This window comes from Bradyrhizobium sp. SRL28, assembly GCF_018596315.1.
Classification (GTDB): domain Bacteria; phylum Pseudomonadota; class Alphaproteobacteria; order Rhizobiales; family Xanthobacteraceae; genus Bradyrhizobium.
This window is the reverse complement of the sequence record NZ_JAHEAG010000023.1, coordinates 98,703-122,959: the sequence shown is the minus strand read 5'-3', so window position 1 is coordinate 122,959 and position 24,257 is coordinate 98,703. Positions and strand designations below refer to the sequence as shown.

Below are 24,257 nucleotides of genomic sequence, written 5' to 3'. Positions count from 1 at the left end.
CACCCCGTCTCGCATTTCGCTACGCTCATGCGAGCCGACCCTCCCCCTCCAGGGGAGGGTAAGCGCAAGCCTCACGCCTTCTCCAGCGCCGCCGCAAAATCCTCGATCAGATCATCGGCATGCTCGAGCCCGGCCGAGAAGCGGATGAAGCCTTCGCTGATGCCGAGTTCGGTGCGCGCCTCCGGCGTCAGCCGCTGATGCGTCGTCGTCGAGGGATGGGTGACGAGGCTCTTGGCGTCGCCGAGATTGTTCGAGATGCGCGCGATCCGCAACGCGTTGAGGCAGCGGAATGCGGCCTGCTTGCCGCCCTTGACCTCGAAGCCGACCAGCGTCGAGCCGGCGCGCAACTGCTTTTTCACCAGTTCGGCTTGCGGGTGATCGGCGCGGCCGGGATAGATCAGCCGCGAGATTTTCGGATGCGCCGCGAGCGCGTCGGCGACCTTGGCCGCTGTCTCGGTCTGCGCGCGCACGCGGACGCCCAGCGTCTCCAGTCCCTTCAACAAAACCCAGGCGTTGAACGGCGACAGCGACGGGCCGGTATGGCGCATGAAGTTATGGAGGTGCTCGGCGATGAAAGCTTCCGACGACAGGATGATGCCGCCCAGGCAGCGGCCCTGGCCGTCGATGTGCTTGGTGGCGGAGTAGACCACGACGTCGGCGCCAAGCGAAAGCGGGCTCTGCCAGATCGGCGTGGCGAAGACGTTATCGACGATCAACCGTGCGCCGCCACTGTGCGCAATTTCGGCAATCGCCGGGATGTCGAGCACGTCGAGCGTCGGATTGGTCGGGCTCTCCAGGAAGAACGACTTGGTGTTCGGCCGCAATGCGCGCTGCCACTGGTCGAGATCAAGACCGTCGACCAGCGTCGTCTCGATGCCGTAGCGCGGCAAGAGATCCTGCACCACGTAAAGGCACGAGCCGAACAGAGCTTTCGAAGCGACCACGTGGTCGCCGGCCCGGAGCGGTGCGAGGATCGCGGTCGTCACCGCGGCCATGCCGGTCGCGGTCGAGCGCGCGGCTTCCGCGCCCTCGAGCTCGATCATGCGGCGCTCGAACATCTCAATCGTCGGATTGGAATAGCGCGAATAGATAAAGCCGGGCTCCTGGCCCTTGAACCGGGCCTCGCACTGCTCTGCGCTGTCGTAGACGTAGCCTTGGGTGAGGAACAGCGCCTCCGACGTCTCGCCGAATTGCGAGCGCAGCGTGCCGCCATGGACAAGGCGGGTTTCGGGACGATAACGCTTGGTAGAACCAGTCTCAGACATGTGACCTCCGCCATGACCACTATCGAAAATGGTCACAAAAAACCGGCCTGGAAAAATTTCCACAGGCCGGGATCACACGTGTCCCCGGCCTGTTTAGCGACTTATTTAACGTGGCTGCAAGCCGGCCGGCTCAAATCACCACGGGATAAGTCATGCTGATATTACCTCGCGCCCTTCCCGTCAAGGCGGCCATCGGATAACCCCTAAAAGCCCATATTTACGAGGTTTGGATGCTATTTGGGCCGTATTGAGGATCGCGCCGTGCCGTTCAAGCTTCCGCCCGACGCCAACGGAATTCTGCCCGACCGCATGATCGCGGCGATGACGGATGCGGGCCTGATCCTGCCGGAATATCCCTTTGTCGAAAGCCAGATCCAGCCGGCGAGCCTCGATTTGCGGCTGGGCAACATCGCCTACCGGGTGCGCGCGAGCTTCCTGCCTGGTCCCGACTCCACCGTCGCCGAGCGCATCGATGAACTGAAGCTGCACGAGATCGACCTCTCCGACGGCGCGGTGCTGGAGACCAACTGCGTCTACATCGTGCCGCTCCTGGAAAGTCTCGCGCTGCCGCCGCAGATCGTGGCGGCCGCCAATCCGAAGAGCTCCACCGGGCGGCTCGACGTGTTCACGCGCGTGATCGCCGACGGCACCCGCCGCTTCGACATGATCGGCGCGGGCTATCACGGCCCGCTCTATGCCGAGATCAGCCCCAAGACGTTTCCGGTGCTGCTGCGCGAGGGTTCCCGGCTTTCCCAGGTGCGCTTCCGCACCGGTGATGCCATCCTCAACGCCGACGAACTGGACGCGCTGCATGGCGCCGAGCGGCTGGTCGATATCGACGATGCGGATTTGGCCAATGGCGTGGCGCTATCCGTCGATCTGTCCGGCGAGAATGCGTCAGGCTTCGTCGGCTACCGCGCCAAGCGCCACACCGGCGTGGTCGATATCGACCGCCGCGGCGGCTATGTGGTCGGCGAGTTCTGGGAGCCGATCCCGGCGCGTCCCGACGGCAGCCTCATTCTCGATCCCGGCGAGTTCTATATCCTGGCCTCGAAGGAGGCCGTGCAGGTGCCGCCGGATTACGCCGCCGAGATGGTGCCATTCGATCCGCTGGTTGGAGAATTCCGGGTGCATTACGCCGGATTCTTCGATCCCGGCTTCGGCTATGCCGGCGCCGGCGGGCAGGGCGCGCGGGCGGTGCTCGAAGTGCGCTCGCGCGAGGTGCCGTTCATCCTCGAGCACGGCCAGATCGTCGGCCGCCTGGTCTACGAAAAAATGCTGTCGCGCCCCGACGCCATGTACGGCCAGCGCATCGGCTCGAACTACCAGGCGCAGGGGCTGAAGCTAAGCAAGCATTTCCGGGTGTAGCTTGTCGTGTCCCGGACGCGGTGCAGCCTAGGCGATGCGTAGCATCGTCCGGTAACGCTGCACTGCTGAGCCGGGACCCAGCTTCCTCGGCACGCCAGGACCCCGGCTCTGCAGCGCATCACTGCGTGCTGCGCTGCGTCCGGGGCACGAGACCGTCACGTTCACCGCGATGCCGATTTCGCCGCGGGCGTCACGCGCCAGATCGTGTTGCCGACGTCGTCGGCGACGAGCAATGCGCCCTGCTTGTCGAGCCGCACGCCGACGGGCCGGCCCTGCGCCTCGCCCTTGTCGTTGAGGAAGCCAGTCAGCACGTCCTGCGGCGTACCCGAAGGCTTGCCGTCCTTGAAGGGAACAAAGATCACCTTGTAGCCGGCGCGCGGTTTGCGATTCCACGAGCCGTGCTGGCCGATGAACGCGCCGCCTTCCATTTCCTGCGGAAACAGATTGCCGGTGTTGAACGCCAACCCGAGCGAGGCAGTATGCGCGCCGAGCGCATAGTCCGGAGACATCGCTTTCTGCACCATATCCGGCCGTCGCGGCTCGACGCGGGTGTCGACGCGGTCGCCGAAATAGCTGTAGGGCCAGCCGTAGAACGCGCCGTCCTTCACCGAGGTCATGTAATCAGGCACGAGATCATTGCCGAGTTCGTCGCGCTCGTTGACGACGACCCAGAGCTCGCCGGTTTTCGGATTCCAGGCTGGGCCGTTCGGATTGCGCAGGCCCGAGGCGAACACGCGCCACTGGCCGCTCGCGCGGTCGACTTCGAGGACGGCGGCGCGGTCTTTCTCGGCCTCCATGCCGTTTTCGCCGATATTGCTGTTGGAGCCGACAGTCGCATAGAGCTTCGTACCGTCCGGGCCTGCAGTCAGATCCTTGGTCCAGTGGTGATTGAGTGGGCCGGCGGGCAGGTCCGCCAGCTTGACGCCGGGCGCGCTGATCTTGGTGTCGCCCTCGCGGTACGGGAATTTCACGATCGCGTCGGCGTTGGCGACATAGAAATCTTTGCCGACCAGCACCATGCCGAACGGCGAATTCAAGTTGCTGATGAAGGCGCTTCTCGTCTCGGCAACGCCGTCGCCATCGGCGTCGCGCAACAGCATGATACGGTTGGCGCTCGGAACGCCTGCGCCCGCCCGACTCTGCGCCAACCCGTAAATGAAGCCCTTGATGCTGAAGCCACTGTCCGGCTTCGGCGGCGCGTTGCTCTCGGCGACCAGCACGTCGCCATTCGGCAGCACATAGACCGTGCGCGGATGATCGAGCCCGGTGGCGAAGGCATTAACTGCCATGCCATTGGCGGCGGATGGCTTGGCGCCGTCGGGCCAGCGATTGACACTGGCGATAGCGACCGTCGGGATCCATGAATGTTCGGGTGGCGGCAAGGTGGGCGAAGGACCATACGTCTGCGCCACGGTCGCGGTTTCCTTTGCGTCGTTGCAGGCGGCAAGCGGCAGCGCCAGCGCGCCAACGCTCACGGCCAGGAGGAGGTGCTTGCGCATGATGGGGTTCCCTGGGGTGTCGCCATACCAATGCGATGCCGCCTCAAACGTTCGTGGGGACGGCATGAATTCCCCGTGAAATGGCCGCCCGGGCGCGCCTCGCGCTCAAGTGGAGGACAGAGCGCGGCCCTGCAGCACAATCCCGCAGGCCCCCATTGCGCCCGGCGCACGTGGAATCGACCCCCGCCGTGCTAGGAAGCAGCGCGCCGTGGAACCAAATCCGCGGCGCGGGAGCAGAAATGTCCGACCTCGGCGTTGCCGAAATTCCCGTCGACGAGAAGGAACGCCTGCTTCCGCCGCCGGAAGCGCCGTTGAAGAACGCGTTGGTCGACGGCCCGATCCTGCGCACGCTGCTGTGGCTGGCCTGGCCGAACGTGATCGCGCTGACCGCCGGCACCTGCGTCGTGATCGCCGAGACCTCCTATATCGGGCGCTTGGGCGTGGAATCGCTGGCCGCCATGGCGCTGGTGTTTCCGATCGTGATCCTGACCATGACCATGTCGGGCGGCGCCATGGGCGGCGGCGTGGCCTCGGCGATTGCGCGGGCGCTCGGCGCCGGCGATATCGACCGCGCCTCTACATTGGCCGCGCATGCGCTGTTGATCGGCCTCTGCTTCGGCCTGACCTTCATGCTGGGCATGCTGATCTTCGGCCCCGCGCTTCTGGAATTGCTCGGCGGCCGCGGCAACGTGCTGACGCAGGCGGTCGCCTATACGCAGATTTTCTTCGGCGGCGCGGTGGTGCCGTGGCTGATGAACACGATGTCCGGCATTTTGCGAGGCACCGGCAACATGAAGCTGCCGTCGCTCATGATGCTCTCGTCGGCCATTTGCCAGATCATTCTCGGCGGCACGCTGGGCCTGGGCCTCGGCCCGATCCCGCAATTCGGCATGCGCGGCGTCGCGGCGGGCTCGTTGATCGCCTATCTGATCAGCATCGCCGTGATGTCCTGGTATCTGTTTTCCGGACGCGCGCGCGTCATTCCGAAAATCCGCGGGCTTCGCATTCGATGGGCGATGTTCATCGACATTCTCAAGGTCGGCGCCATTGCCTGCTTCTCACCGCTGCAGTCGGTGCTGACGATCAGCATCTTCACCTACATGCTGGCGCGTTTCGGCACCGAGATTCTCGCCGGCTACGGCGTCGGCGCACGGCTCGAATTCATGCTGATCTCGATCGCCTTCGCGGTCGGCATCGCCTCGGTGCCGATGGTCGGCATGGCCATCGGTGCGCAGCGCATCGCGCGGGCCCGCAGGATCTGCTGGATCGCGGGGCTCGTCGCCTTCGTTTCGGTCGGCACGGCCGCGAGCTTCATTGCTGTATTCCCCGACATCTGGGTGAATCTTTTCACCGACGATGCGAGCGTGCGGGCCGCAAGCCGACAATATCTGTCTACGGCGGCGCCGATGTATGCTTTCCTCGGCCTTTCCACCACGTGCTATTTTTCATCGCAGGGTGCGGCCAAGGTGATCGGCCCGGTGCTGGCGCAGACCGCGCGGTTGCTGTTTATCGGCGCTGGCGGCTGGTGGCTGTCGACGCATGACGCGACCGCACAGGACTTCTTCAAGCTCGCGGCGGCCTCGATGGTATTGCTCGGTGTGCTGTCGTGCGTCAGCGTGATGCTGACCCGTTGGGGGCCGAAGCAGCCTGTGGCCGTGGTGAAGCCGGCGCTGTCTTGATCGTCATTGCGAGCCAACGGGTCGCGCGAATGCGCGCCCGAAGACAGGCAGCGCGAAGCAATCCATCTATCCTCGCGTGCGGAAAGATGGATTGCTTCGCTTCGCTCGCAATGACGGAACTACTTACCGCCGCGTGCGCCGCCGGCCGTGACGGCCGCCGCCGACATTGGCCATGCGCATCAGTTGCGGGACCATGCTCATCAGCTCGCCGCCGCCAGCGCCGCCGAGCATGCCCATGAAGTCGCCGCCGCCACCTATATTCATGCCACCGTAGTTCACGCCGTAACCTTCGGGCACATAGCCGCCGCCATAACCGCCGCCGAACCCGGCGGGAATGCCGCCGAACCCGCCGCCGCCTTCCATCATGCGGCTCATCATCGGACCCATGGTCTGCATCATCATGGCGAAGCGGCGCTTGCCCATTTTCGCCTTCATCATTTCAAGCATCGGCGCCATCTGCGTCATCATGTCTTGGCCGCCACCTCCGCCGCCTCCGAACTGCGCCTTTGCCGGCATCGAAGTCAGGGTGAACAGCAAAAGCAGCGTGGCTGCGTGGCAGACGACCTTGTCAGCTCCAGTCATGGTTCTGTTCCTCATGCGCGGGCGGCCGCGGGCGCGGCGCCATTCGGACGCACACGCCGAGGCTAGGAGCGAGCAAGGAACCGATCTGTGAGAAAGATCACGTTTTCCTGCGGCGGGCGGTGAACTCGGTGACGACGCGCCATGTCGCGCCCGCATCCGCCGAGATTTCGCCGCGCCACAGAAATGAATCGGCGGTGATGTCTGCAAAACTCCAGCGGGCCAGCTGGCCGTCCGGCCGTGTGCCCAATTGCACGATGTCACGACCTTCCGCCCGGCCGATCATCTGCAGGAAATTCCGCGTCACCGGGTCGGTCCACTGAATCCGCCACGCGTCGATATCGGGATCGTAGACCCGCAGCGTGGTGCCATACGAGTTGAAATTGGCCGCGGCATCGCCGTGCCGCAGTTCGCCGCGCGGCGGCACGATCCAGACATCCTGGATCGCGCGCCCCTCCAGCGCCCAGCCGAAATGCCATTCGCCGGCGCGGCGGCGCTCGGTGCCGTCCTCGGAAAATTGCCTGACATCGAGATCCCAGGAGCCGACGAAGCGGCCGTAGAGATCCATCTTGCCGGCGCGGTCGGCCGAGGGGCCGTCCGCGCCGAGGGCGTCGAGAAATGCTGATATCATGCCGCGCTACGTCCCAATGCTTTTTGCATCGCGAGCAGGCCCAGATCCATCTGCGCATCCATGTAGGGCGCGATCTCGTTCGGCAGCACGTCGGCGATCCACACGAAGCGGGTGCGCCCGTCGCTTTCGGCGAAAACCTGTGCCGAGGCGCTGTGCTGCTTGATACGTTCGCTGACAACGGCATAGACCAGCCGCCGCTTGCGGTCGTCGCAATCGACCAGGATCTCGCGCGCTACTGTGCCGTTGGCGAACGTGACGATGCGCGCGTCGCCGTCGAGTTTGGTGTCGGTCACGAAGCCGGGCACCAGCCGCGTATGCAGCGTGCCGAAATCGCGCAGCGCGTCCCAGACGTGGTCAGGGGAGGCGTCGATGAGGATTTCTTTGTGGATGGAGGCCATGGGTAAGTCCTTGTTGAAAGAGGATGAACGTTCAGCCGTCATTGCGAGCGAAGCGAAGCAATCCATCTCGCCACTTGCTGAGGCATGGATTGCTTCGTCGCTTGCGCTCCTCGCAATGACGGTGGGGGGCGTGGCGCATCACGTGCAAACCGCCTCGACATTGTTGCCGTCGGGGTCGATCAGGAACGCCGCAAAGTAGGTCGGGCTGTAATCCGCCCGCGGCCCGGCGCCGCCATTGTCGCGGCCTCCGGCCTTCAGGCCTTCAGCGTGGAATTTCTGGATCGCCACGTGATCCTTGGCGCGGAACGCGACATGCGCGGCCGAGCCGGCCGATCCCTTGTGCAGATGCAGCCAGAGCGCGGGCGCGTCCTTCGGGCCAAAGCCCGCGCCGGAATCGTCGCGTGAGCACAGCACGAAGCCGAGAGGCGCGAGCGCGGCCGTATAGAAGCGCACGCTGGCGTCGAGGTCTCCGACGCGTAATCCGATGTGGTCGTACATGATATTCTCCAGTTCAAAGCGCGCGAAGTCGCGCGGTCTGGAGAAAGCCTAGCTAGTGGAGGGCCAGCCGTTCTTGGAAAATCTTGCGCTTGCCCCGCGAGGCCTGGCGGAACTTCAGCGGCGAGGCGCCGGCGGCTCGGCCAAACGTCCGCACGAAATTGGACAAGTCCGCAAAGCCGACATCGTAGGCGATATCGGTGACCGGGCTGTCGTCGTCGGCCAGCCGCCGCGCGGCATGGCGCAGCCGCGAGCGCACCAGATATTGATGCGGGGTGACGCCGAGCACCTCCGAGAACAGCCGCAGGAAGTGGAACGGGCTGATCCCGGCCTGGGCAGCGGCATCATCCAGATTGATCTGGCGGTGCGAGTTCGCATCGATCCACAGCGCGGTCTCCACCGCGCGGCGACGGTCGCGCGCAGCCTCAGGGCCGGGTTTGCGCGGTTTGCCGGAAGCCACCTCGACAAAACGGCTCGCCAGCACCTGACCGATCTCGTCGAGACCGATGTCGCTGCTGCCATCTGCTGCCGATTGCGCCAGCTCCCCGAGCACCACCAGTTCCGGCAACGGCGGCACGGCGCCGACCTGCCAGGGCGCCCCGCTGTCGCCGAGCGCTTCCACCAGTTCGGGACTAATGAAGAACGACAGGCATTCGTCGCCGCAGACGTGCTCGTGGGTGCAGGTATATTCGTCGCCGGGATGGCCGATCAGCACCGATCCGGCGACCAGTTCGCTGAACTTGCCGCGGCAATGCAGGCCAAAACTGCCCTTGCGCACATAGGAGATCGAGTGGCCGCGATGCTGCTCCGCAAACGGCGTGTCGCCGGGCCCCGCGCTGCAGCGAAAATCGGACACGGATATGAATTTGCGCTCAATGAGCGTGGTCGCGTTCATCCCGCAGATCTAGTTATGGGCCCGCGGCGGTGCAACGGGCATCAGCACGTCGAACAGCGTCTTGCTGGAGGTGGGGCTGGTGCCCTCGATCGACAGCAGCCGGCGCTTGGAGATCGCGCCGCCGTGCGGCGAGATCTTGTCGGCATAGTTGCCCGCCTCGAGCACGCGATGGCAGGGCACGATGATCATGAAGGGGTTGCGGCCGATCGCCTGCGTCACCGAATAGACCGCGCCGGATGCGCGTAAGGCCGAGGCAATTTCCGCATAGGTCCGGGTTTCCCCGCGCGGGATCGCGCGCGCATAGGCATAAACGCGCTGGGTGAAGGCGGGAATGCCGGTCATATCAAGCGCGACCTCGGCGAAATCGCATGCCGCCCCGCGCAATAGCGCTGTGATGCCTTCGATTGCAACCTGGACATTCGAGGGAGGCCGAAGTTCGCGCGCATCCGGATAAAACTGAAACAGCCGCCGCCGCGTATCGATCTCGCGTACTTCAGGAAGCTGCACGCCAATGATGCCTGCCGGCCCCCACGCGATGCCGCAGCGACCGATCCCCGTGTCAAAAATGCTGTAGCCGCGCCCCGTCATACGCCACCAAGCCCCGAGACGGATCATAGCATCGGCGTGAAAGAGCGCACCCGGAATTTTGGGATGTTAACGGTGAGGCGGGGGAGAGGAACGGAAACGCTTAGGCGGACGGCGCGAGGTCGGCTAGTCACGGGACGAGCATAATCCGGAAAAGTGGATGCCGGTTTTCCCTCGTGACAAACGCGATAGCGTTTGCGCGGAGATTGTGCTCAAAACTAAAGAGGCTTCCGCGGGCGTAGTTCAATGGCAGAACTGCAGCTTAACAGCAGCGCTATCGCAGCCAGCCGGCGCCGTGGGACAGGCTAAATAAACCTACTAAAGCCCCGCGCCTATGCCCTTGCCTGTACACATCGCATACTCGACGTGGTCGAAACCCCACCTCAGACCACGGCGAAGGTGAGGCCGAAGGTTGCGTCGAAACCGGTGCCGGTAATGTCGAATTCCCAATCGGTAGGGCTTTTTTTCTGACGCATGGGCTTGGTTTGCTCGGGATCCGTGAAATCCTCTCCGGTATGCAACACCAGCTGGCGCAGGGTCGCCAGATTGCTGACGTCGTCGAACACGGCCCGCGCGTAATATTGCTTGCGGAAGACGACGTTGTCGGAAAATCCGATACCGAAGAGATCGCGTTCGCCGAGGTAGAAATCGAGCCGTATGACGATGTCGTTGGGCTGTGCGGCCTTTTGCGCGTCGCCAGCCTTCGTGCCCTCGCGCGTTCTTTCAGGTGCGAGCGCGCTCGCGCCCGTATCGAGCCAGCCTTCCCAGATCAGGCGCTCGCCATTGTCCCCGTTCACCCAGTTGAACGACACCCCGTCCGTGCTCTTGTCGCTCAAGTCTTCTTTGCTGAAGGGCCCGTAGCAGTTCTCGGCCTCGGCGCTCTGATGGAACAACTCGAAATCGACGCGTCGCGGCTTGATGCTGACCCCGAAGAAGAATTCGCTCTTGCCGAACAGATCCTTTCCGCGCTTCACCTTCGCCTTCAGGAGATTTAGCCGCACCTTGATGTTTCCGAAGAAGAAACGCGTCGCCACCTCGAAGGTCTCGCGGGAGGTGACGAGCGAATCGGGGCCGCCATGGCATTTGTGCACGAAGGTGCGCGGCGCCCCGGGGAGTTGCGCGTAAGTCTGTTTCACGAGGCCATCGCTGCGATTGTAATTGGGGCCGAACTCGCCGGCGACTGAGAAGGCGCGGTTCAGCCAGCTTGCGATCGCCGGGCCATAGGTGCGGTAGTTGGTGCCGACCACAGTCAGCGTTCGTTCAGGTGGGAAATGCTCGGCGAACCTCTTGAAGCCGACCAGGTTCTTGGGGTCTTTCTGCCGGTCGGGATTGAACTGCTCCAGCTCCGCGGCTGCGCCGATCCCGATCCAGTCCTTGAGAAGCTGGAAAGAGATGCCCTGGTGCGGGGTGCCGAGGGTGACGATCTTGTTGATGTGCCTGGGGGCCTCGCCTTTGGCATAGCTTCGTTGCACCGCCTCACGGACAATAAGCCCGCCCATCGAATGGGCGATGATGTTCACCTTCGGGACAGCCTGATGCTTATGCTCAGCCAGCTTTTCGATGAACGTGATGAGGCGCACGAGCGCGTTGCCATAACGTGTGAAATCCTCGCGATCGTCCAGGTCGTAGTAGCGGAAAACCCATAGGGTCTTGCACACGTCGGTCGTCGATCTGACGAGGCTGAGCGCTGTTGCCGGATCGATGACGACCTTATGCCCGGAGAACAGGTCGAGATCGAAGCCCGCAAGTTCCGCCGGGATGCTGTTCTTATCCCGGACAATCGGGCTGTTGTAATAGCCGACGATGTTGGTTGCATCGTTGTAGATCCAGCGCGACTTCATGAAGCGCAGGATGAGGCCCTCATAAATATAGTTCTCACCGGTTTTCTGCGGATAGACGGTGCCGTCGTTGAAGCCCTGGTAGGCGATCTTCTTCTCGTCTTCGACGCCGAGGCCGCCGAAGCCGCGGATGAGAATGATAGGCTGCTCGACACGCGTCGCTGGGGTGGTCGCTGCACCCGTGGCGGGTTTCTTCGCCATGATACCGGTCCCCTTCAAATCGTCTGCGCTCGCGAGATAAGCACAATCTCCGGTGGCGCGCCATCGGACCTGCTGCACATATGCCCGCCTTACCCGCCTCCCTACGCCCCGCCTTTAGGGCGGCGGGGCGAACGTCGCCATGTATCTACGCGCAGGCATGTGTTGCCCATCGAAGGCAAGCGCGGCACACAGAAAAAGGCTGTCAAATCCGAACGATCAACCGGTCGACACAAAGCAGGGTAGCTGCTCCCAGGAGGCCCACGGGCGAGATTGCAAAACGCGACGTGATTTGCTCTAACTTCTGCTACGGGCGGTACTAAACGCGTGCCAAAAACCGTGCCACGCCGATCGGCGGAAATTAAATTTATGAGTCCGAGCAAGGACTTGCGGGCGTAGTTCAATGGTAGAACGGCAGCTTCCCAAGCTGCATACGAGGGTTCGATTCCCTTCGCCCGCTCCAAGCCTTCCGCTACGGGAGCCGCGTACGCCCAGTCGGGCCACCGACGAGGCGCAGCTTAAAAATCATAGATCATCTCGAATCTTGAGCCGCTCTCCCTGAGCTGACGCAGCGTTTCTCTCAAATTGTCCGCGCGTGCCTCCACGGTAACCCGATATCTGTATCCATCTAGATGGAAAAACAGTTCGTGCCGATCGATTGCTTTGACTGGCGCGGAATTTGAAAACGGCGTCTCGATATTTTTTGAGAGATATCCAAGCGCGATCGTCTCGTGTCCCATGAGTTCAATAAAGGTCACGTTCCCATCGAGTAGTTTCAAACGCCCCAAAAAACTTTGCCAAAGTAACCAAACAGAAAATATGCAGGCAAAATTGAACGTGATGGTTCGTTCGCAAAGCTGCGATGGTTCGATTCCTTATCGCCCGCTCCATTCCATGATGCATCCCTATCCCAGCATCGGGTTCATTGCCTCGACCGATGTCTGTTGCATAACCGCGGCGCGTCACCCGCATTAATACGGACGCCGGAGGCGAGGTCGCGTATCTGCCGTTGCCGCGCCTCACACTCGTGCCTGTGTTTCAACGCGCACTTTGCCGGCGGCCTGTACAGATCCGCCTGATGGGGAGTGGTCGGCCCTCGTTTGCGCCTGTGTGCCAATCGCAAACGTGAGCGTGATTGCGACGATGCGTGCAGGCCGCATTTCAACTTCCCCCGTGTTTCTACGGTTGAGAGTTCGCTCGACGGTAAATCGGCGCGCTGACGAAGAACGCCGAGAGCTTCTTCGCTGCACTGGTCGGAACTTCGACTTCGTTCCGCACGAACGGGAAAGCAACAGTCTTACTAAAAAAATCCAGTAGCTCAGAAAAGAGGCTCCCATTTTTTTCGGAGTATGGCCTCCTTAGTTGCCGGAGAGTTCGTGTGATTCGCGAATTGATGTCAGTCCAGAATGGAGGCTGCCATGAAAGCGTTCGGTCGCGTACTAACGATGTTCGGTATTCTTCTGGTGTCTTTTCGTGCTGACGCTCACGATGCGTCGATGCCGCACCACGAGTGGTTCAACAAACAGGAAATGAACCCTGCCGCTCAACAGCGGCTCGGTGTTCCCTGGAAATCGTGTTGCGACAACGGCGATGTATTCAAAACACGCTTTCGCGTCGCAGACGACCATTCGGACCAGTGGCAATACCTCAAAGATGGCCAATGGAAAGTCATCCCACCCGACATCATCAAGTCTGAAGACACGCCAGATCATTTGCCCGTGCTGTTCATAAACAGGCGCACAGGCGACGAGCTCTGCTTCTTCGTTCCGAAGGGTGGATTGTGACGCTTTAGGCCTGTCGCCGGCTCGACCCGTCGACTACGGGCAACAGAAGCCTATCTTTCGTGAGCGATCACGCGTAGGGTCGCTTCGTCGCAAGACGATGGCGCTGAACCTTAGAGTGGACTGCGGGCAGACCCGGGGGCAGTACCCGGCGCCTCCACCTTAGCAGCTTGAGCTTAAAGGTCTCATCTCGGTGAGATCGATTCTGCCGAAAGGCCGAATCCCAGGGCTGCTAGGGCGGGGGCGAACCAGGATCGATGGTCGCAAAGAAGCTCTGAATTGTGCTCGGCATGATACCGCCGTTATCGGGTCAAAAACCTAAATGCAAACGATAACGTTGCATTGAACGAAGTGCGCCTCGCGGCGTAACCGTTCGGGGTTGGTCCACCTAGCAACAGAACGGCCATCGCCGCGTCAGCCTTCGGGTTGGCGCGGCTTTAATTTGCGGCCCGGCTCACGCCTCGCCCGTTGCCTTCAATCTCCGTCGCTGCCGTGCTAAAACGTCAGGCGTGTCGTAAAGAGGAGTGCGGGTTGACCCAGGCGATCACTTCCACCGACACCTCGCGAAACCTGCTCATGATCGCCGCTGGCGGCATCGTGTCCGGCATTCTCACGCCGCTGTTGCCGGCGCTGATCGATCAGATCGTCGGCTTGCCGGGCCAGCTTCGCATTTCGCTGATCGCGGTGCCGTTTGCCGTGCTCGTCTTCATTCTGGTGTGGCGCTTCAGCGCCAATCCCTGGTGGGCGGCGGGGCTGGCTGCGATCGTCACCATGGTCGCTTTTGTCTGCGCGGTGAATGCGGCGATCTTTATCGAGGGACAGACCGCGGGCGCTGCCGCGGTCATGCGCTATCTGCTCGCCGGATTGACTGGCGGGCTGGTCGGTGCGGGCGCGATGGCGCTTGGGATAGGCATGCTGGCGGGGCCACGTGTGGCGGCCGTATGGTGGCCGATGCTGATCACGGGGACGCTCGCCGGCACGCTGCTGGCGCTCGACAATGCGCTTGGCCTCGATCAGGTCTCGTTCCTCTATCCGGTCTGGCAGGCTGGCGTCGCGGTGCGGCTGGTGATGGCGCTGCGGTCCTGACGGCCGAGAGCCGCGTGCGCCCCGTAGTTCTACTGGCCCGCATTAAAGCCTGCATTAAGGCTGCCTTAGCCGAGCTCCGCCTACGTTGACCGCTCCCTCACGCAGCGGAATCACAAATATGCGGATCGGTCGACTCTTTGCGGTATCGATGCTTTCGGTGACGATCCTGGCGGTCATCCTTGGTGCCGGGGTCCTCGTCCCGCAGTACCGGACCTTTGCCAGCAAGACCGAAGCTATCAAGGCGGTGGAAGCCTATGGCACGGTGCTGGCGGTTGGTCAGCAGGTCGCCGGCTACCGCGCGCCCTATGTCGGCCCGCTGTTCCAGGAAGGCGCCGCGACGCAGGCGCAACTCGATGCGGCGGCGAAGGCCGTGCAGGCGGCAGATGCAGCGTTCGCGAAGGCGCGGACCGCCGTCGGTGCGCTCAGCGATGGCGCGTCGATCGTTCAGGGCTTCAACCAGGCGGCGGCCAAACTGGCCGAGGTTCGCGCGGCGAGCGATCGCGCGATGGCGTTGCCGATGAGCGCGCGCGATTCTGCGGCGATGAAAGGCTTCCTGCCGGGCATTACTGCTGTTGTCGGGATTCTCGAACCGCAGTTGAACCGCCTGGAAAATCAGGTCGCGATGGCGGACGCGTCGTTGACGGCGCTGTTGAATGTCGCCCGCACGTCGCAGGATCTACGGATCTCGGCCGGCGGCCGGGCCGCTACGGTATCGCTTGCGATCAGCACCCGCCGTCCACTGACGGCGGCTGAAATATCCAGCATGGACCGCGCCCAGGGCCGCGTCGACCTCGATCGCGAACGGATCGAAGCCGGTGTGGATCAGATCGGCAGCCCGCCGCGTCTTGCGAAAGCGATGAACGACGCGATCGAGGCCTATTTCGGCAAGGCCGCGCCATGGCTTGAAAAGGAAATGGCGGCCGGGCGCAACGACGGCAAATTCGCCATCAACTCCGAGCAGCTCGCCGGCACGATCGTCCCGGCGGTGCAGGCCTTCTTCGCCGTGCGCGATGCCGCGTTGGCGGAAGCCGGAGAACGCGCGGGTGCCGCGCGCGACGCAGCCTTGACGATGCTGGCGCTGGCCGGCCTTGCCGTTATGGCGCTGCTTGCCGTGCTTGCCGGCGTCACCGTGATGTTGCGGCGGCGCGTGATCACGCCGCTCTCGACGCTAACCGGTGTCGTCGGCGACCTCGCTGCCGGCCGGCATGACGTCACGATCCCGACCATCGAGCGTGCCGATGAAATTGGCGCCATGGCGGGCTCGCTGCAGGTGTTCAAGGATGCGCTGATCGCCAAGAAGGCTGCCGACGCTGCCGCTGCGGTCGAAGCGGATGCCAAGATCCAGCGCGGCCAGCGCGTCGACCGGATTACCAGCGATTTCGAAGCGATGATTGGTGAAATCGTCGAGATCGTGTCGTCGGCCTCGACCGAGCTGGAAGCCTCGGCCGGTACGCTGACGGCGACCGCGGAACGTTCGGAGGAGCTTGCCACCACGGTTGCGGCGGCTTCCGAGGAAGCCTCCACCAATGTGCAATCGGTCGCATCGGCCACCGAAGAGATGGCGTCCTCGGTCAACGAGATCAGCCGACAGGTCCAGGGCTCGGCGCGGATCGCGGGTGAGGCGGTGGAGCAGGCGCAGAAGACCAACGACCGCGTCGCTGAACTCGCCAAGGCCGCCGCCCGGATCGGCGATGTGGTGGAGCTGATCAACACCATCGCGGGCCAGACCAACCTGCTGGCACTCAATGCCACCATCGAGGCGGCGCGGGCCGGCGAGGCGGGACGCGGCTTTGCGGTGGTCGCGTCCGAAGTAAAAGCGCTGGCCGAACAGACGGCGAAAGCGACCGGCGAGATCAGCCAGCAGATATCGGGCATCCAGGCAGCGACACAGGAATCGGTCGGCGCCATCAAGGAGATCGGCAACACCATCGGACGGATGTCGGAGATCGCCGCCACCATCGCGGCCGCGGTCGAGGAGCAAGGCGCGGCGACCCAGGAAATTTCCCGCAACGTGCAGCAGGCCGCGAACGGCACGCAGCAGGTTTCCTCCAACATCGCCGACGTGCAGCGTGGCGCCAGCGAGACGGGGTCTGCCTCCGCTCAGGTGCTTACCGCGGCAAAATCATTGTCCGGCGAGAGCGATCGGCTCAAGCGCGAGGTCGGCAAATTCCTCTCCTCGGTGCGGGCGGCTTGAGCCGCCGCTATCGCGAAAGCTAGGGCACGATCGTCAGCACGGCCTTCATGTTCGGATGGTACCGGCAATAGTATTCGATGGTGCCGGCCTTCTTCAGAACCGAAGTCACTGTTTTCTTCGGCGGCATGTTGACGTCGAAGTCGCCATTGCGTGCGGTCGCGGTGTGGACGAACACGTCCTTGTTGATCCATTCGATGGTGTCGCCGACCTTGGCCGAGACCTCGGCCGGCGCAAACACCAGATCGGTCGTCGTGATTTGTATCGTCGCCGCATGCGCCGGGACGGCCATCGTGCCGAACAGCAGGGCGGCCATAGCAGGCAGATAGCGTCCCGGACGCATGGCAGGGCTCCTTACTTCAGCTTGGCGGCGACTTGTTCGGCATGTTGTTGGTGGCCCTGAAAGATCTTCAGGCCGGTCTGCAGCAGGCTTTTCAGCTCGGCATTGCTGGCTGAGGGAATCAGCTGTGTCTCCAGCGCGCCGTTGACGGCCTTGTGGTAGGCGACCTCGTTGGCGACATAGGCCTTGTCGTAGTCGGCGCCTTTCAGCTTGGCGAGTTCGGCGAGCTTGTCGGCGGCCTGCTTCGACAGCGCCTTGCTGGTGTCGTTGTCTTCCGGCGTCACCTTCAGCTTCTTGACGAGGTCTAGCGCCTGCTTGTTCACGGCTTCATGGTCGCGCACCATGTCCTGCGCGAACGTCTTGACGTCCTTGTTGCCAGCTTTTTCGATCGCCTGCTTGGCCGCGGCGATGTCGATGACGCCAGCCGTGTAGGCGATATGCGCGATCTGGGGATCAGTGGGCTTTGCGCCTTGCGCCAGCGCGGCGCTGCTTAGGATGCTCAATGCGGCGACCGCCGCGCTCAATCGAAGGAACATGGTCTGACACTCCTGTGGCGCCGGGCGCGAGCACCCGGCGCATGTTGGTTGCACAGGAGTTGGATGGTGGAGGTGCCCGGAGGTTCCCGGAATTGTCAGGCGAATCCCAGCCGCTTCAGCACGGCGTTCGTTAGCCGCTCGCAGCGCTTGCCGGCAAAGGGAAATGCCTCCATCACCACCGGGCCGATCTTCCTCTCGACGTTGTCGCGCAGCATATGGCGTGCGCGGTGCAGCCGGCTCTTCACCGTCTCCGGCTTGAGCGAGAGAATTTCGGCGGTTTCTTCCACATTCATGCCCTCGATGACGCGGGTGATGAAGACGAGACGAAACGCCTCCGGCAGTTCGTCGATGGCATGCTCGACGACGGCTTGAATTTCGCGTTGGGCCATGGATTTTTCCGGATCGGCGGCAGCGGAGAGGGGGAACTGGATGATCTCGGCTTCGAGCGCGCCTTGCGGCAGCGCGTCCAGCTCCACGGCGGGCCGCCGGCGGCGCAGCCGGCCGAGCGCCTCGTTCATGGCGATCCGCGACAGCCATGTCGACAGGCTGGAATCGCCGCGAAAACTTTCCAGATGCGTGAAGGCGCGAACGTAGGCCTCCTGCACCACATCCTCGGCCTCGCTGTCGTTGCGCAGCAGGCCGCGGGCAAGGCGATAGAGCCTGCGGTTATTCGCCTGCATGATGGCGCGAACTGCCGTCTCGTCGCGGGCCAGCGCCCGCCGCACCAGCTCGGTGTCGCCGGATTCGATGGGCGTTGTTTGCGGTATGTGGGCCTGGCGCATGATGTCCACCAATAACAGGGTATTGGGGTTGGATGCGGCAGAGGGAAAGAGGTTCCCGAAAAAATTACCCGGAAATGCGGCCGCCCGGATCGCCGGGCAGGCCGCGTCGCCGTTCTCACGCGCCAGCCGGCACCTGGTCGAGGAACCCGGTGATGCTGCGGATGCGGCCGTCGCTGAGCACCGCGAAATCCGTTCCCTTGATCGGGCTGTCGCCGCCGTCGGGGCCCAGCCCCCAGGAGAAACGGACGTGGTCGCCAAAGCCGTTGGGTTCGCCGATCAGCCTGAATTTGAAATCCGGAAAGCGCTGCTGCACGCCGGCGACGAGCGCGTCCACGCCGTCATGGCCATCGCCCGACATCAGCGGGTCGACATATCGGGCATCGCTGGTCCAGTTCGCGGCCAGAATTTCGCGCCGACGGCTTGGGGTCCGCTCATTCCACAAATCGATGTAGCGGTTCGCGACGGTCTTGTGATCGGTCATGTTGTTCTCCTTCGATGGCGCCGGATGGATCGGCTGAACGCACTATCGAAGGTTCGCCCGGGCTGATCGATTACCTCGGAGGTCAAGGATTTCGATCTTTGGCCAATCATGTGTCCGCCGTTCCGTTGTTGGCGCGGGCATGGGCGTCCAGTGCATCGAGGAAGCACCTCACCTTGGGCGGACGAACTGCCGCGCTGACCTATTTCCGCTGGTTGCTGGCCGCGGCGGATCGAGGCAGAGGGAAGCGCGGCGCGGGCGGCATAGAGTGCAGTGCGGCCGTGGCCGCGTCGCGCTGCAATCGCTGGAGCGTTACCATTGATCGGGCTGGGGCCTGCGCCGGATTTGGCGTACAAGCGTGATCTCGACCTTGTTGGTTCTTGATCAGAGCCAAAGCTTGGGCCCTTGCCGTCCTCCTCTTATGGGGCGATCAATCGGTGACAGTGAAAAACAAGAAGCCGGAGCAGCACGCGGGCGCCGACTGGGCGCAGCAGGCCTGGCTGTGGCCGCTCGAAGCCACGCGATTGGCGCTGAACACTTACGCGCAATGGTTCGCGGATCAGAAGCCGGTGCCGTCGCCCGCGCCGGACCAGGTGCCGCTGGCCTGGGCAATGCCAAACGTGGTCACGTTGCAGCTTCCGTCGATGCGGTTGCGCGAGTTCTCGCGGGGGAGTTCGGCGCAGCAACCGGTTCTCGTCTGCGCGCCTTACGCGTTGCACGGTGCACTGATCGCGGACTTCGCGCCGGGCCATAGTCTGGTGCAGGCGTTGCAAGAAGGCGGCGTGAACCGCATCTACGTCACCGACTGGTGCTCGGCGACGCCGGAGATGCGCTATCTGTCGATCGACAACTATCTTGCTGATCTCAATGTGGCGATCGACGAAATCGGTGCGCCTGTCGATCTGGTCGGTCTGTGCCAGGGCGGTTGGCTGTCACTGGTCTATGCCGCGCGCTTTCCCGGCAAGGTGCGGCGACTCGTGCTCGCCGGTACCCCGGTCGATGTCTCCACGCCGTCAGAGCTCTCGAAGATGGTGGCCGCACTGCCGCAGCAAGCTTTCGAGCAGATGGTGCAGCAAGGCGACGGCATCGTCAGCGGCGAGCACATGCTGCGAATCTGGAACGCCCCGTTCAGCCAGGATGACGTGGAAGCCGTGCTGCAGCGCAGTCTGGGGGACGGATCGGACGAAGCTCAGGTGCTGCTGGATCGTTTCGAGCGCTGGGACCGCGCCACGCTGGATCTGCCGGGGACCTATTATCTCGAGGTGACCGAGCGGGTTTTCCGGCAAAACCTGATCGCCAGAGGCCGTTTGGTCGCGCTCGGGCGCAGGATCGATCTTTCCGAGGTGCGCGTACCGGTCTTCCTGCTCGCCGGCGAGGACGATATCGTCGTCCCGCGCGATCAGGCGTTCGCGACGGCACGGCTGTTGGGCACACAACCGGCGTGGCTGGAGCGGGCCTCCGAGCCGTGCGACCACCTCAGCCTTTTCATGGGGCGCAAGGTCTTGAGCCATTCGTGGTGGCGGATCGCCCGATGGCTTCAGGCCGATATCGGCGATGTCGCCGGCGCAAAAATCAGCGCGTGACGTGCAAATGAAAATGCCCCGGATTGCGTCTGCAATCCGGGGCAGCTAACCGCTTTGCGGCGGATAACCTTACTTCGCCGCGACCACCATGATCTCCACATTGTACTGCGGCGCGGCGAGCTTGGCCTCGACGGTGGCGCGCGCCGGCGTATTGCCGGCCGATACCCAGCCGTCCCACACCGCGTTCATTTCGGGAAACGTCTTCATGTCGGTGATGTAGATCGTGGCCGACAGCAGCTTCGACTTGTCAGTGCCTGCCTTGGCGAGATGGCCGTCGATGATCGCGAGGATGTCCTGCGTCTGCTCGGTCACGCTCTTGCCGGCGGCCTTGCCGGCGACGACGCCCGCGAGATAGACGGTGTTGCCGTGGACGACGACCTGGCTCATGCGGGGTCCGGTTTCGAAGCGCTGGATGGTCATGTTGTTCTCCTGATGAGGGGCGGCGGCTTCTTAGCGCGCTGATGCCTTGTGCGCCACTGCGTTATTTGCATCGAACCTCGGCATAGGCGAGCGGAAGCGACGCCGTCCCTTCAGACGGCTATGTCAGGGCTTGACGAGAAGCCGTTTCACGCCGCCGCCTTCGCCGCCGCGCGTCCGGCATTCCTGCCCGAGAACAGGCAGCCGCCGAGGAAGGTGCCTTCCAGCGAACGGTAGCCGTGCACGCCGCCGCCGCCGAAGCCGGCCGCTTCGCCTGCGGCATAAAGTCCCCGGATGATCTCGCCATTGCTGCCGAACACGCGCGAGTCGAGATCGGTCTCAAAACCGCCCAGCGTCTTGCGCGTCAGGATGTTGAGCTTGACCGCGATCAGCGGGCCGTGATCGGGATCGAGAATCCGGTGCGGCTTTGCCGTGCGGATCAGCTTGTCGCCGATGTAGCGGCGCGCGTTGTGCAGGTTCATCACCTGCGCGTCCTTGACGTAGGGGTTGGTGATCTCGCGGTCGCGCGCCTCGATCTGCGCCTTGATGTGATCGAGCTTGAGCAGATTGTCGCCGGACAGCGCGTTCATCGCGCTGACCAGATCGGCGAGATTGTCGCGCACGATGAAATCCGCGCCGTTCTTCTTGAACGCCTCCACCGGCGCGGGTGCGCCCTTGTTGGTGGCGCGCTTGATCGTCATGCGCCAGCTCTTGCCGGTGAGATCAGGGTTCTGCTCGGAGCCGGAGAGCGCAAATTCCTTCTTGATGATGCTCTGGGTCAGGATGAACCAGGAGTAATCGTAGCCGGTCGACATGATGTAGTGCAGTTGGCCGAGCGTATCGGAGCCCGGGAAAAGCGGCGCGGGCAGGCGTTTTCCGGTCGCGTCGAACCACATCGAGGACGGGCCGGGCAGGATGCGGATGCCGTGGCGCGGCCAGATCGGATTCCAGTTTCGGATGCCCTCGACGTAATGCCACATCCGGTCGCGGTTGATCAGCCGCGCGCCGGCCGCCTCGGTGATGCCGATCATGCGGCCGTCGACATGTTCGGGCACGCCGGAGATCATGAATTTCGGCGGCTCGCCCAGCCGCTTCGGCCAGTTCTGCCGGACCATGTCGTGATTGCCGCCAATGCCGCCGGAGGCGACGATCACGGCCTGCGCGCGCAAGCTGAAATCGCCGATCACCTTGCGCGATGAACTCTTGCCGCGCTCGACGCTGTCAGGTTCGAGCACCGCCCCACTGATGCCCTCGACCACGCCGTTCGTCATCACGAGTGTGTCGACGCGGTGGCGAAACCTGAACGTTAACCGGCCGTTTTTTTGCGCTTCGCGTGCGCGGCGCTCGAACGGCTCGACGATGCCGGGGCCGGTGCCCCAGGTGACGTGAAAGCGCGGCACCGAATTGCCGTGGCCCATCGCGTCATAGCCGCCGCGTTCGGCCCAGCCGACCACCGGAAAAATACGGTGGCCCATCGCGCGCAGCCAGTCGCGCTTTTCGCCGGCCGCAAACGCGACATAGGCTTCTGCCCATCGCTTGGGCCAACGGTCGTCGTCGCGGTCGAAGCCCGCGGTGCCCATCCAGTCTTGCAGTGCGAGATCGTAGGAATCCTTAATGCCGAGCCGACGCTGCTCGGCAGAGTCCACCAGGAAGAGTCCGCCGAACGACCAAAAGGCTTGTCCGCCAAGGCTTTGCTCGCCTTCCTGGTCGACGACGATGACGCGTTTGCCGGCGTCTGCGATCTCCGTCGCTGCGACCAGTCCCGCCAGTCCGGCGCCGACTACGATTACGTCTGTGACCTCGGTCATCGTTTCCTCCCCCGTGCCATTTATGATTCAACCCCGCGTCGTTGCGCGCGGTCAACGGCAAAGCGTCTTGCCTGTGGCTGCGTCGCCACCTCGGCGAGAGTCGTTTGTTCCAGTATGGGACCTTTTCGCGCGGAGGGTGCAGCGGCCCGGCAACACTTAATTTGAATTTGTTTTGACGGGCTGTGTTTGCCTAGACAAAATCACGATCTCAAACGACGCTACATCCTGTCTTGCATCACTAAGACGATCAGATTCGGTTTCGACATTCTTCCGACTGGGGCTGGGATATGAAGCTGGTTACGGGGTTGCTTGCAGCGGTGCTGCTGCTGGCGGGGGTAGGGGCGAGCCAGGCGGTGGTGCGGATTGCCGACGATCGCGGCGGCCGGATCGGCACCTATGTCGACAAGTACCAGGGGCTGCGTACCTCGGGCGAAACCGTGATCATCGACGGCCTGTGCGCCTCGGCCTGCACCATCGTTCTCGGTGCGGTTCCCCATGATCGGATCTGCGTCACCTCGCACGCAAATCTCGGTTTCCATGCCGCCTGGGATTTCGGCGCCAACGGTCGCGCCGTCACCAACGCCGAAGCCACCCACATGCTTTATTCGATGTATCCGCCGCCGGTCCGGAAGTGGATTTCGGCGCGGGGCGGCCTGACCCAGCGCATGATCTTCCTGCGCGGCAAGCAGCTGCAGGCGATGTACAAGCCCTGCTACCTCGACGCGCAAGCCTCCACCAACAAGCCGGCATCGCGCTGAACTAGGGGCGGCCGTTTCGCCGAAATTGGACGTGGTGGCCGGGCCTTGTCCCGGCCATTTACTTTTCGTGCACCTCTCGCCCAGCTTGCCCCTCCGCATGACGTGATGTCGCGTGCGGCCATTCCGCTTGCCTGCCCTTGGAACTAGCCCTATCTGAAACGCATGGCTCAGCCGATTTCCACCCAAGCCGGAATGATGACCGCGACCCCGCGTCAGGGCAGGGTGGCCTCGATCATTGTTTGGAGCGCTGCCGGCCTCAGCGCGCTGGCCGTGCTCGGCGCGGCGGCATTGTGGTTCCATTACGGCACCGCGGTGTTTTTCGAGATGATTGCCGCCGGCATCTCGGCCTGCTTCTGATACGACGAAAAGGAAATCGACGATGGACCGGACGATCCGCCCGCTGGTGATTATCGCTGCCTTCGCCGCGAGCCTCGTGGTCGGGCTGGTGATCATGCTGTGGGCGATGGGCGGGCTGCGCACCGTGACCGCACCGGCCGCGATCGGCGGTCCCTTTCAACTGACCGATCAGGCCGGGCAGGCCGTCACCGAGCAGAATCTGAAGGGCAAGCCGACGCTGATCTTCTTTGGCTTCACCCATTGCCCCGATGTCTGCCCGACCTCGCTGTTCGAGATTTCGGAAGTGCTGAAGGCGATGGGCAAGGACGCCGACAAGGTGAACGCGTGGTTCGTGTCCGTCGATCCCGAGCGCGACACGGCCGCCGCGATGAAGGATTATCTCTCCAGCTTCGACCCGCATTTGAAGGGGCTGACCGGCGAGCCTGCGGCGGTGGCCAAGGTGATTTCGGCCTACCGGGTCTATGCCAGAAAAGTCCCGCTCAAGGACGGCGACTACACCATGGACCATACCGCGCTGATCTATCTGATGGACCGCGACGGCAATTTCGTAGCGCCCTTCAACCTGAAACGGACGCCGGAAGAAGCCGCCAAGGATTTGAAGCGCTATCTCTGAGCGGCAACCCAGCCTCAAAAGCCGAAAACGGCCCTCGCATCGCGGGCCGGATGGTCTATAAGGCCCTGAAATTCCGCTAGCATTGCCGAAGATGCCA

The 24,257-nt window shown here is 63.2% G+C and carries 25 protein-coding genes, 1 tRNA gene, 1 other RNA gene and 1 riboswitch; of the genes, 11 read left to right on the top strand and 16 right to left on the bottom strand.

Annotated elements, in window-relative coordinates:
• Positions 1-71: 71 nt before the first annotated feature.
• Entirely contained in the window at positions 72-1,265 is a 1,194-nt protein-coding gene (locus KIP88_RS31725; RefSeq protein ID WP_214492083.1) for an O-succinylhomoserine sulfhydrylase, read from the bottom strand.
• Positions 1,266-1,337: 72 nt separating this feature from the next.
• Positions 1,338-1,417: riboswitch (SAM riboswitch) on the bottom strand.
• 109 nt (positions 1,418-1,526) lie between these two features.
• Between KIP88_RS31725 and KIP88_RS31720 the strand changes: the two genes are divergently transcribed.
• Positions 1,527-2,633, top strand: a complete 1,107-nt coding sequence (locus tag KIP88_RS31720) for a 2'-deoxycytidine 5'-triphosphate deaminase (RefSeq protein ID WP_214492082.1) — start codon at positions 1,527-1,529, stop codon at positions 2,631-2,633.
• 161 nt (positions 2,634-2,794) lie between these two features.
• Here the strand turns inward: KIP88_RS31720 and KIP88_RS31715 are convergent, their stop codons facing one another.
• Positions 2,795-4,132 carry a sorbosone dehydrogenase family protein gene (locus KIP88_RS31715; protein WP_214492081.1) on the bottom strand — a complete coding sequence of 446 codons (1,338 nt, stop codon included), beginning with the start codon at positions 4,130-4,132 and terminating at the stop codon, positions 2,795-2,797.
• Between the two features lie 239 nt (positions 4,133-4,371).
• Here KIP88_RS31715 and KIP88_RS31710 point away from each other — a divergent pair, with 239 nt between their 5' ends.
• Positions 4,372-5,811 (top strand): MATE family efflux transporter, encoded by a 1,440-nt coding sequence (locus tag KIP88_RS31710; RefSeq protein ID WP_214492080.1) that lies wholly within the window; start codon positions 4,372-4,374, stop codon positions 5,809-5,811.
• Between the two features lie 123 nt (positions 5,812-5,934).
• On the opposite strand, the gene KIP88_RS31705 is transcribed toward KIP88_RS31710, so the two are convergent.
• The 7 genes from KIP88_RS31705 to KIP88_RS31675 form a co-directional block, all read right to left on the bottom strand.
• Complete coding sequence (locus KIP88_RS31705; RefSeq protein WP_214492079.1) at positions 5,935-6,393, bottom strand: hypothetical protein; 459 nt, start codon at positions 6,391-6,393, stop codon at positions 5,935-5,937.
• A 97-nt stretch (positions 6,394-6,490) separates the two neighbouring features.
• A complete protein-coding gene (locus KIP88_RS31700; protein WP_214492078.1) occupies positions 6,491-7,021 on the bottom strand; it encodes a hypothetical protein in 531 nt (176 codons plus the stop codon).
• On the bottom strand, positions 7,018-7,419 hold the full coding sequence (locus tag KIP88_RS31695; protein ID WP_214492093.1) for an SRPBCC family protein: 402 nt from the start codon (positions 7,417-7,419) through the stop codon (positions 7,018-7,020). The genes KIP88_RS31700 and KIP88_RS31695 overlap by 4 nt, the downstream gene beginning before the upstream one ends.
• Before the next feature lie 138 nt (positions 7,420-7,557).
• Positions 7,558-7,917, bottom strand: a complete 360-nt coding sequence (locus KIP88_RS31690; RefSeq protein ID WP_214492077.1) for a VOC family protein — start codon at positions 7,915-7,917, stop codon at positions 7,558-7,560.
• Between the two features lie 52 nt (positions 7,918-7,969).
• Positions 7,970-8,809, bottom strand: coding sequence for a helix-turn-helix transcriptional regulator (locus KIP88_RS31685; RefSeq protein WP_214492076.1), 840 nt, complete (start codon positions 8,807-8,809; stop codon positions 7,970-7,972).
• Between the two features lie 9 nt (positions 8,810-8,818).
• Positions 8,819-9,397: a methylated-DNA--[protein]-cysteine S-methyltransferase gene (locus KIP88_RS31680; RefSeq protein WP_214492075.1), complete on the bottom strand. Its 579-nt coding sequence runs from the start codon at positions 9,395-9,397 to the stop codon at positions 8,819-8,821.
• A gap of 380 nt (positions 9,398-9,777) precedes the next feature.
• Entirely contained in the window at positions 9,778-11,433 is a 1,656-nt protein-coding gene (locus KIP88_RS31675; protein ID WP_214492074.1) for a triacylglycerol lipase, read from the bottom strand.
• Between the two features lie 386 nt (positions 11,434-11,819).
• On the opposite strand from KIP88_RS31675, the gene KIP88_RS31670 reads away from it, so the two are divergent.
• A tRNA-Gly gene (locus KIP88_RS31670) sits at positions 11,820-11,893 on the top strand.
• 55 nt (positions 11,894-11,948) lie between these two features.
• On the opposite strand, the gene KIP88_RS31665 is transcribed toward KIP88_RS31670, so the two are convergent.
• Positions 11,949-12,188 carry a hypothetical protein gene (locus KIP88_RS31665; RefSeq protein WP_214492073.1) on the bottom strand — a complete coding sequence of 80 codons (240 nt, stop codon included), beginning with the start codon at positions 12,186-12,188 and terminating at the stop codon, positions 11,949-11,951.
• Between the two features lie 660 nt (positions 12,189-12,848).
• Between KIP88_RS31665 and KIP88_RS31660 the strand changes: the two genes are divergently transcribed.
• The 4 genes from KIP88_RS31660 to KIP88_RS31645 all read left to right on the top strand — a co-directional run bounded on the left by KIP88_RS31660 (position 12,849) and on the right by KIP88_RS31645 (position 16,491).
• Entirely contained in the window at positions 12,849-13,214 is a 366-nt protein-coding gene (locus KIP88_RS31660; RefSeq protein ID WP_214492072.1) for a hypothetical protein, read from the top strand.
• Positions 13,215-13,261: 47 nt separating this feature from the next.
• Positions 13,262-13,622: a transfer-messenger RNA gene (gene ssrA / locus KIP88_RS31655) on the top strand.
• Positions 13,623-13,742: 120 nt separating this feature from the next.
• The gene (locus KIP88_RS31650; RefSeq protein ID WP_214492071.1) at positions 13,743-14,297 is read left to right on the top strand and encodes a hypothetical protein; all 555 of its coding nucleotides are present in this window, start codon (positions 13,743-13,745) and stop codon (positions 14,295-14,297) included.
• Positions 14,298-14,415: 118 nt separating this feature from the next.
• Positions 14,416-16,491 carry a methyl-accepting chemotaxis protein gene (locus KIP88_RS31645; RefSeq protein ID WP_214492070.1) on the top strand — a complete coding sequence of 692 codons (2,076 nt, stop codon included), beginning with the start codon at positions 14,416-14,418 and terminating at the stop codon, positions 16,489-16,491.
• A gap of 19 nt (positions 16,492-16,510) precedes the next feature.
• Here KIP88_RS31645 and KIP88_RS31640 read toward each other — a convergent pair whose 3' ends face one another.
• The 4 genes from KIP88_RS31640 to KIP88_RS31625 form a co-directional block, all read right to left on the bottom strand.
• Positions 16,511-16,831 carry a cupredoxin domain-containing protein gene (locus KIP88_RS31640; RefSeq protein ID WP_214492069.1) on the bottom strand — a complete coding sequence of 107 codons (321 nt, stop codon included), beginning with the start codon at positions 16,829-16,831 and terminating at the stop codon, positions 16,511-16,513.
• An 11-nt stretch (positions 16,832-16,842) separates the two neighbouring features.
• Complete coding sequence (locus tag KIP88_RS31635) at positions 16,843-17,364, bottom strand: DUF4142 domain-containing protein (RefSeq protein ID WP_214492068.1); 522 nt, start codon at positions 17,362-17,364, stop codon at positions 16,843-16,845.
• Between the two features lie 95 nt (positions 17,365-17,459).
• Positions 17,460-18,146, bottom strand: coding sequence for an RNA polymerase sigma factor (locus tag KIP88_RS31630; RefSeq protein ID WP_214492067.1), 687 nt, complete (start codon positions 18,144-18,146; stop codon positions 17,460-17,462).
• Between the two features lie 115 nt (positions 18,147-18,261).
• Positions 18,262-18,627, bottom strand: coding sequence for a nuclear transport factor 2 family protein (locus tag KIP88_RS31625; protein WP_214492066.1), 366 nt, complete (start codon positions 18,625-18,627; stop codon positions 18,262-18,264).
• Positions 18,628-19,061: 434 nt separating this feature from the next.
• Between KIP88_RS31625 and KIP88_RS31620 the strand changes: the two genes are divergently transcribed.
• Positions 19,062-20,207: an alpha/beta fold hydrolase gene (locus KIP88_RS31620; protein ID WP_374226533.1), complete on the top strand. Its 1,146-nt coding sequence runs from the start codon at positions 19,062-19,064 to the stop codon at positions 20,205-20,207.
• Positions 20,208-20,276: 69 nt separating this feature from the next.
• Here KIP88_RS31620 and KIP88_RS31615 read toward each other — a convergent pair whose 3' ends face one another.
• Positions 20,277-20,627, bottom strand: a complete 351-nt coding sequence (locus tag KIP88_RS31615; RefSeq protein ID WP_214492065.1) for a RidA family protein — start codon at positions 20,625-20,627, stop codon at positions 20,277-20,279.
• A gap of 146 nt (positions 20,628-20,773) precedes the next feature.
• Positions 20,774-22,432 (bottom strand): FAD-binding dehydrogenase, encoded by a 1,659-nt coding sequence (locus tag KIP88_RS31610; RefSeq protein ID WP_214492064.1) that lies wholly within the window; start codon positions 22,430-22,432, stop codon positions 20,774-20,776.
• Between the two features lie 287 nt (positions 22,433-22,719).
• Here KIP88_RS31610 and KIP88_RS31605 point away from each other — a divergent pair, with 287 nt between their 5' ends.
• The 3 genes from KIP88_RS31605 to KIP88_RS31595 all read left to right on the top strand — a co-directional run bounded on the left by KIP88_RS31605 (position 22,720) and on the right by KIP88_RS31595 (position 24,160).
• Entirely contained in the window at positions 22,720-23,190 is a 471-nt protein-coding gene (locus KIP88_RS31605; protein ID WP_214492063.1) for a hypothetical protein, read from the top strand.
• A 195-nt stretch (positions 23,191-23,385) separates the two neighbouring features.
• Positions 23,386-23,547 carry a hypothetical protein gene (locus KIP88_RS31600; RefSeq protein WP_249791149.1) on the top strand — a complete coding sequence of 54 codons (162 nt, stop codon included), beginning with the start codon at positions 23,386-23,388 and terminating at the stop codon, positions 23,545-23,547.
• 22 nt (positions 23,548-23,569) lie between these two features.
• Positions 23,570-24,160: an SCO family protein gene (locus KIP88_RS31595; RefSeq protein ID WP_214492061.1), complete on the top strand. Its 591-nt coding sequence runs from the start codon at positions 23,570-23,572 to the stop codon at positions 24,158-24,160.
• Positions 24,161-24,257 lie beyond the last annotated feature (97 nt).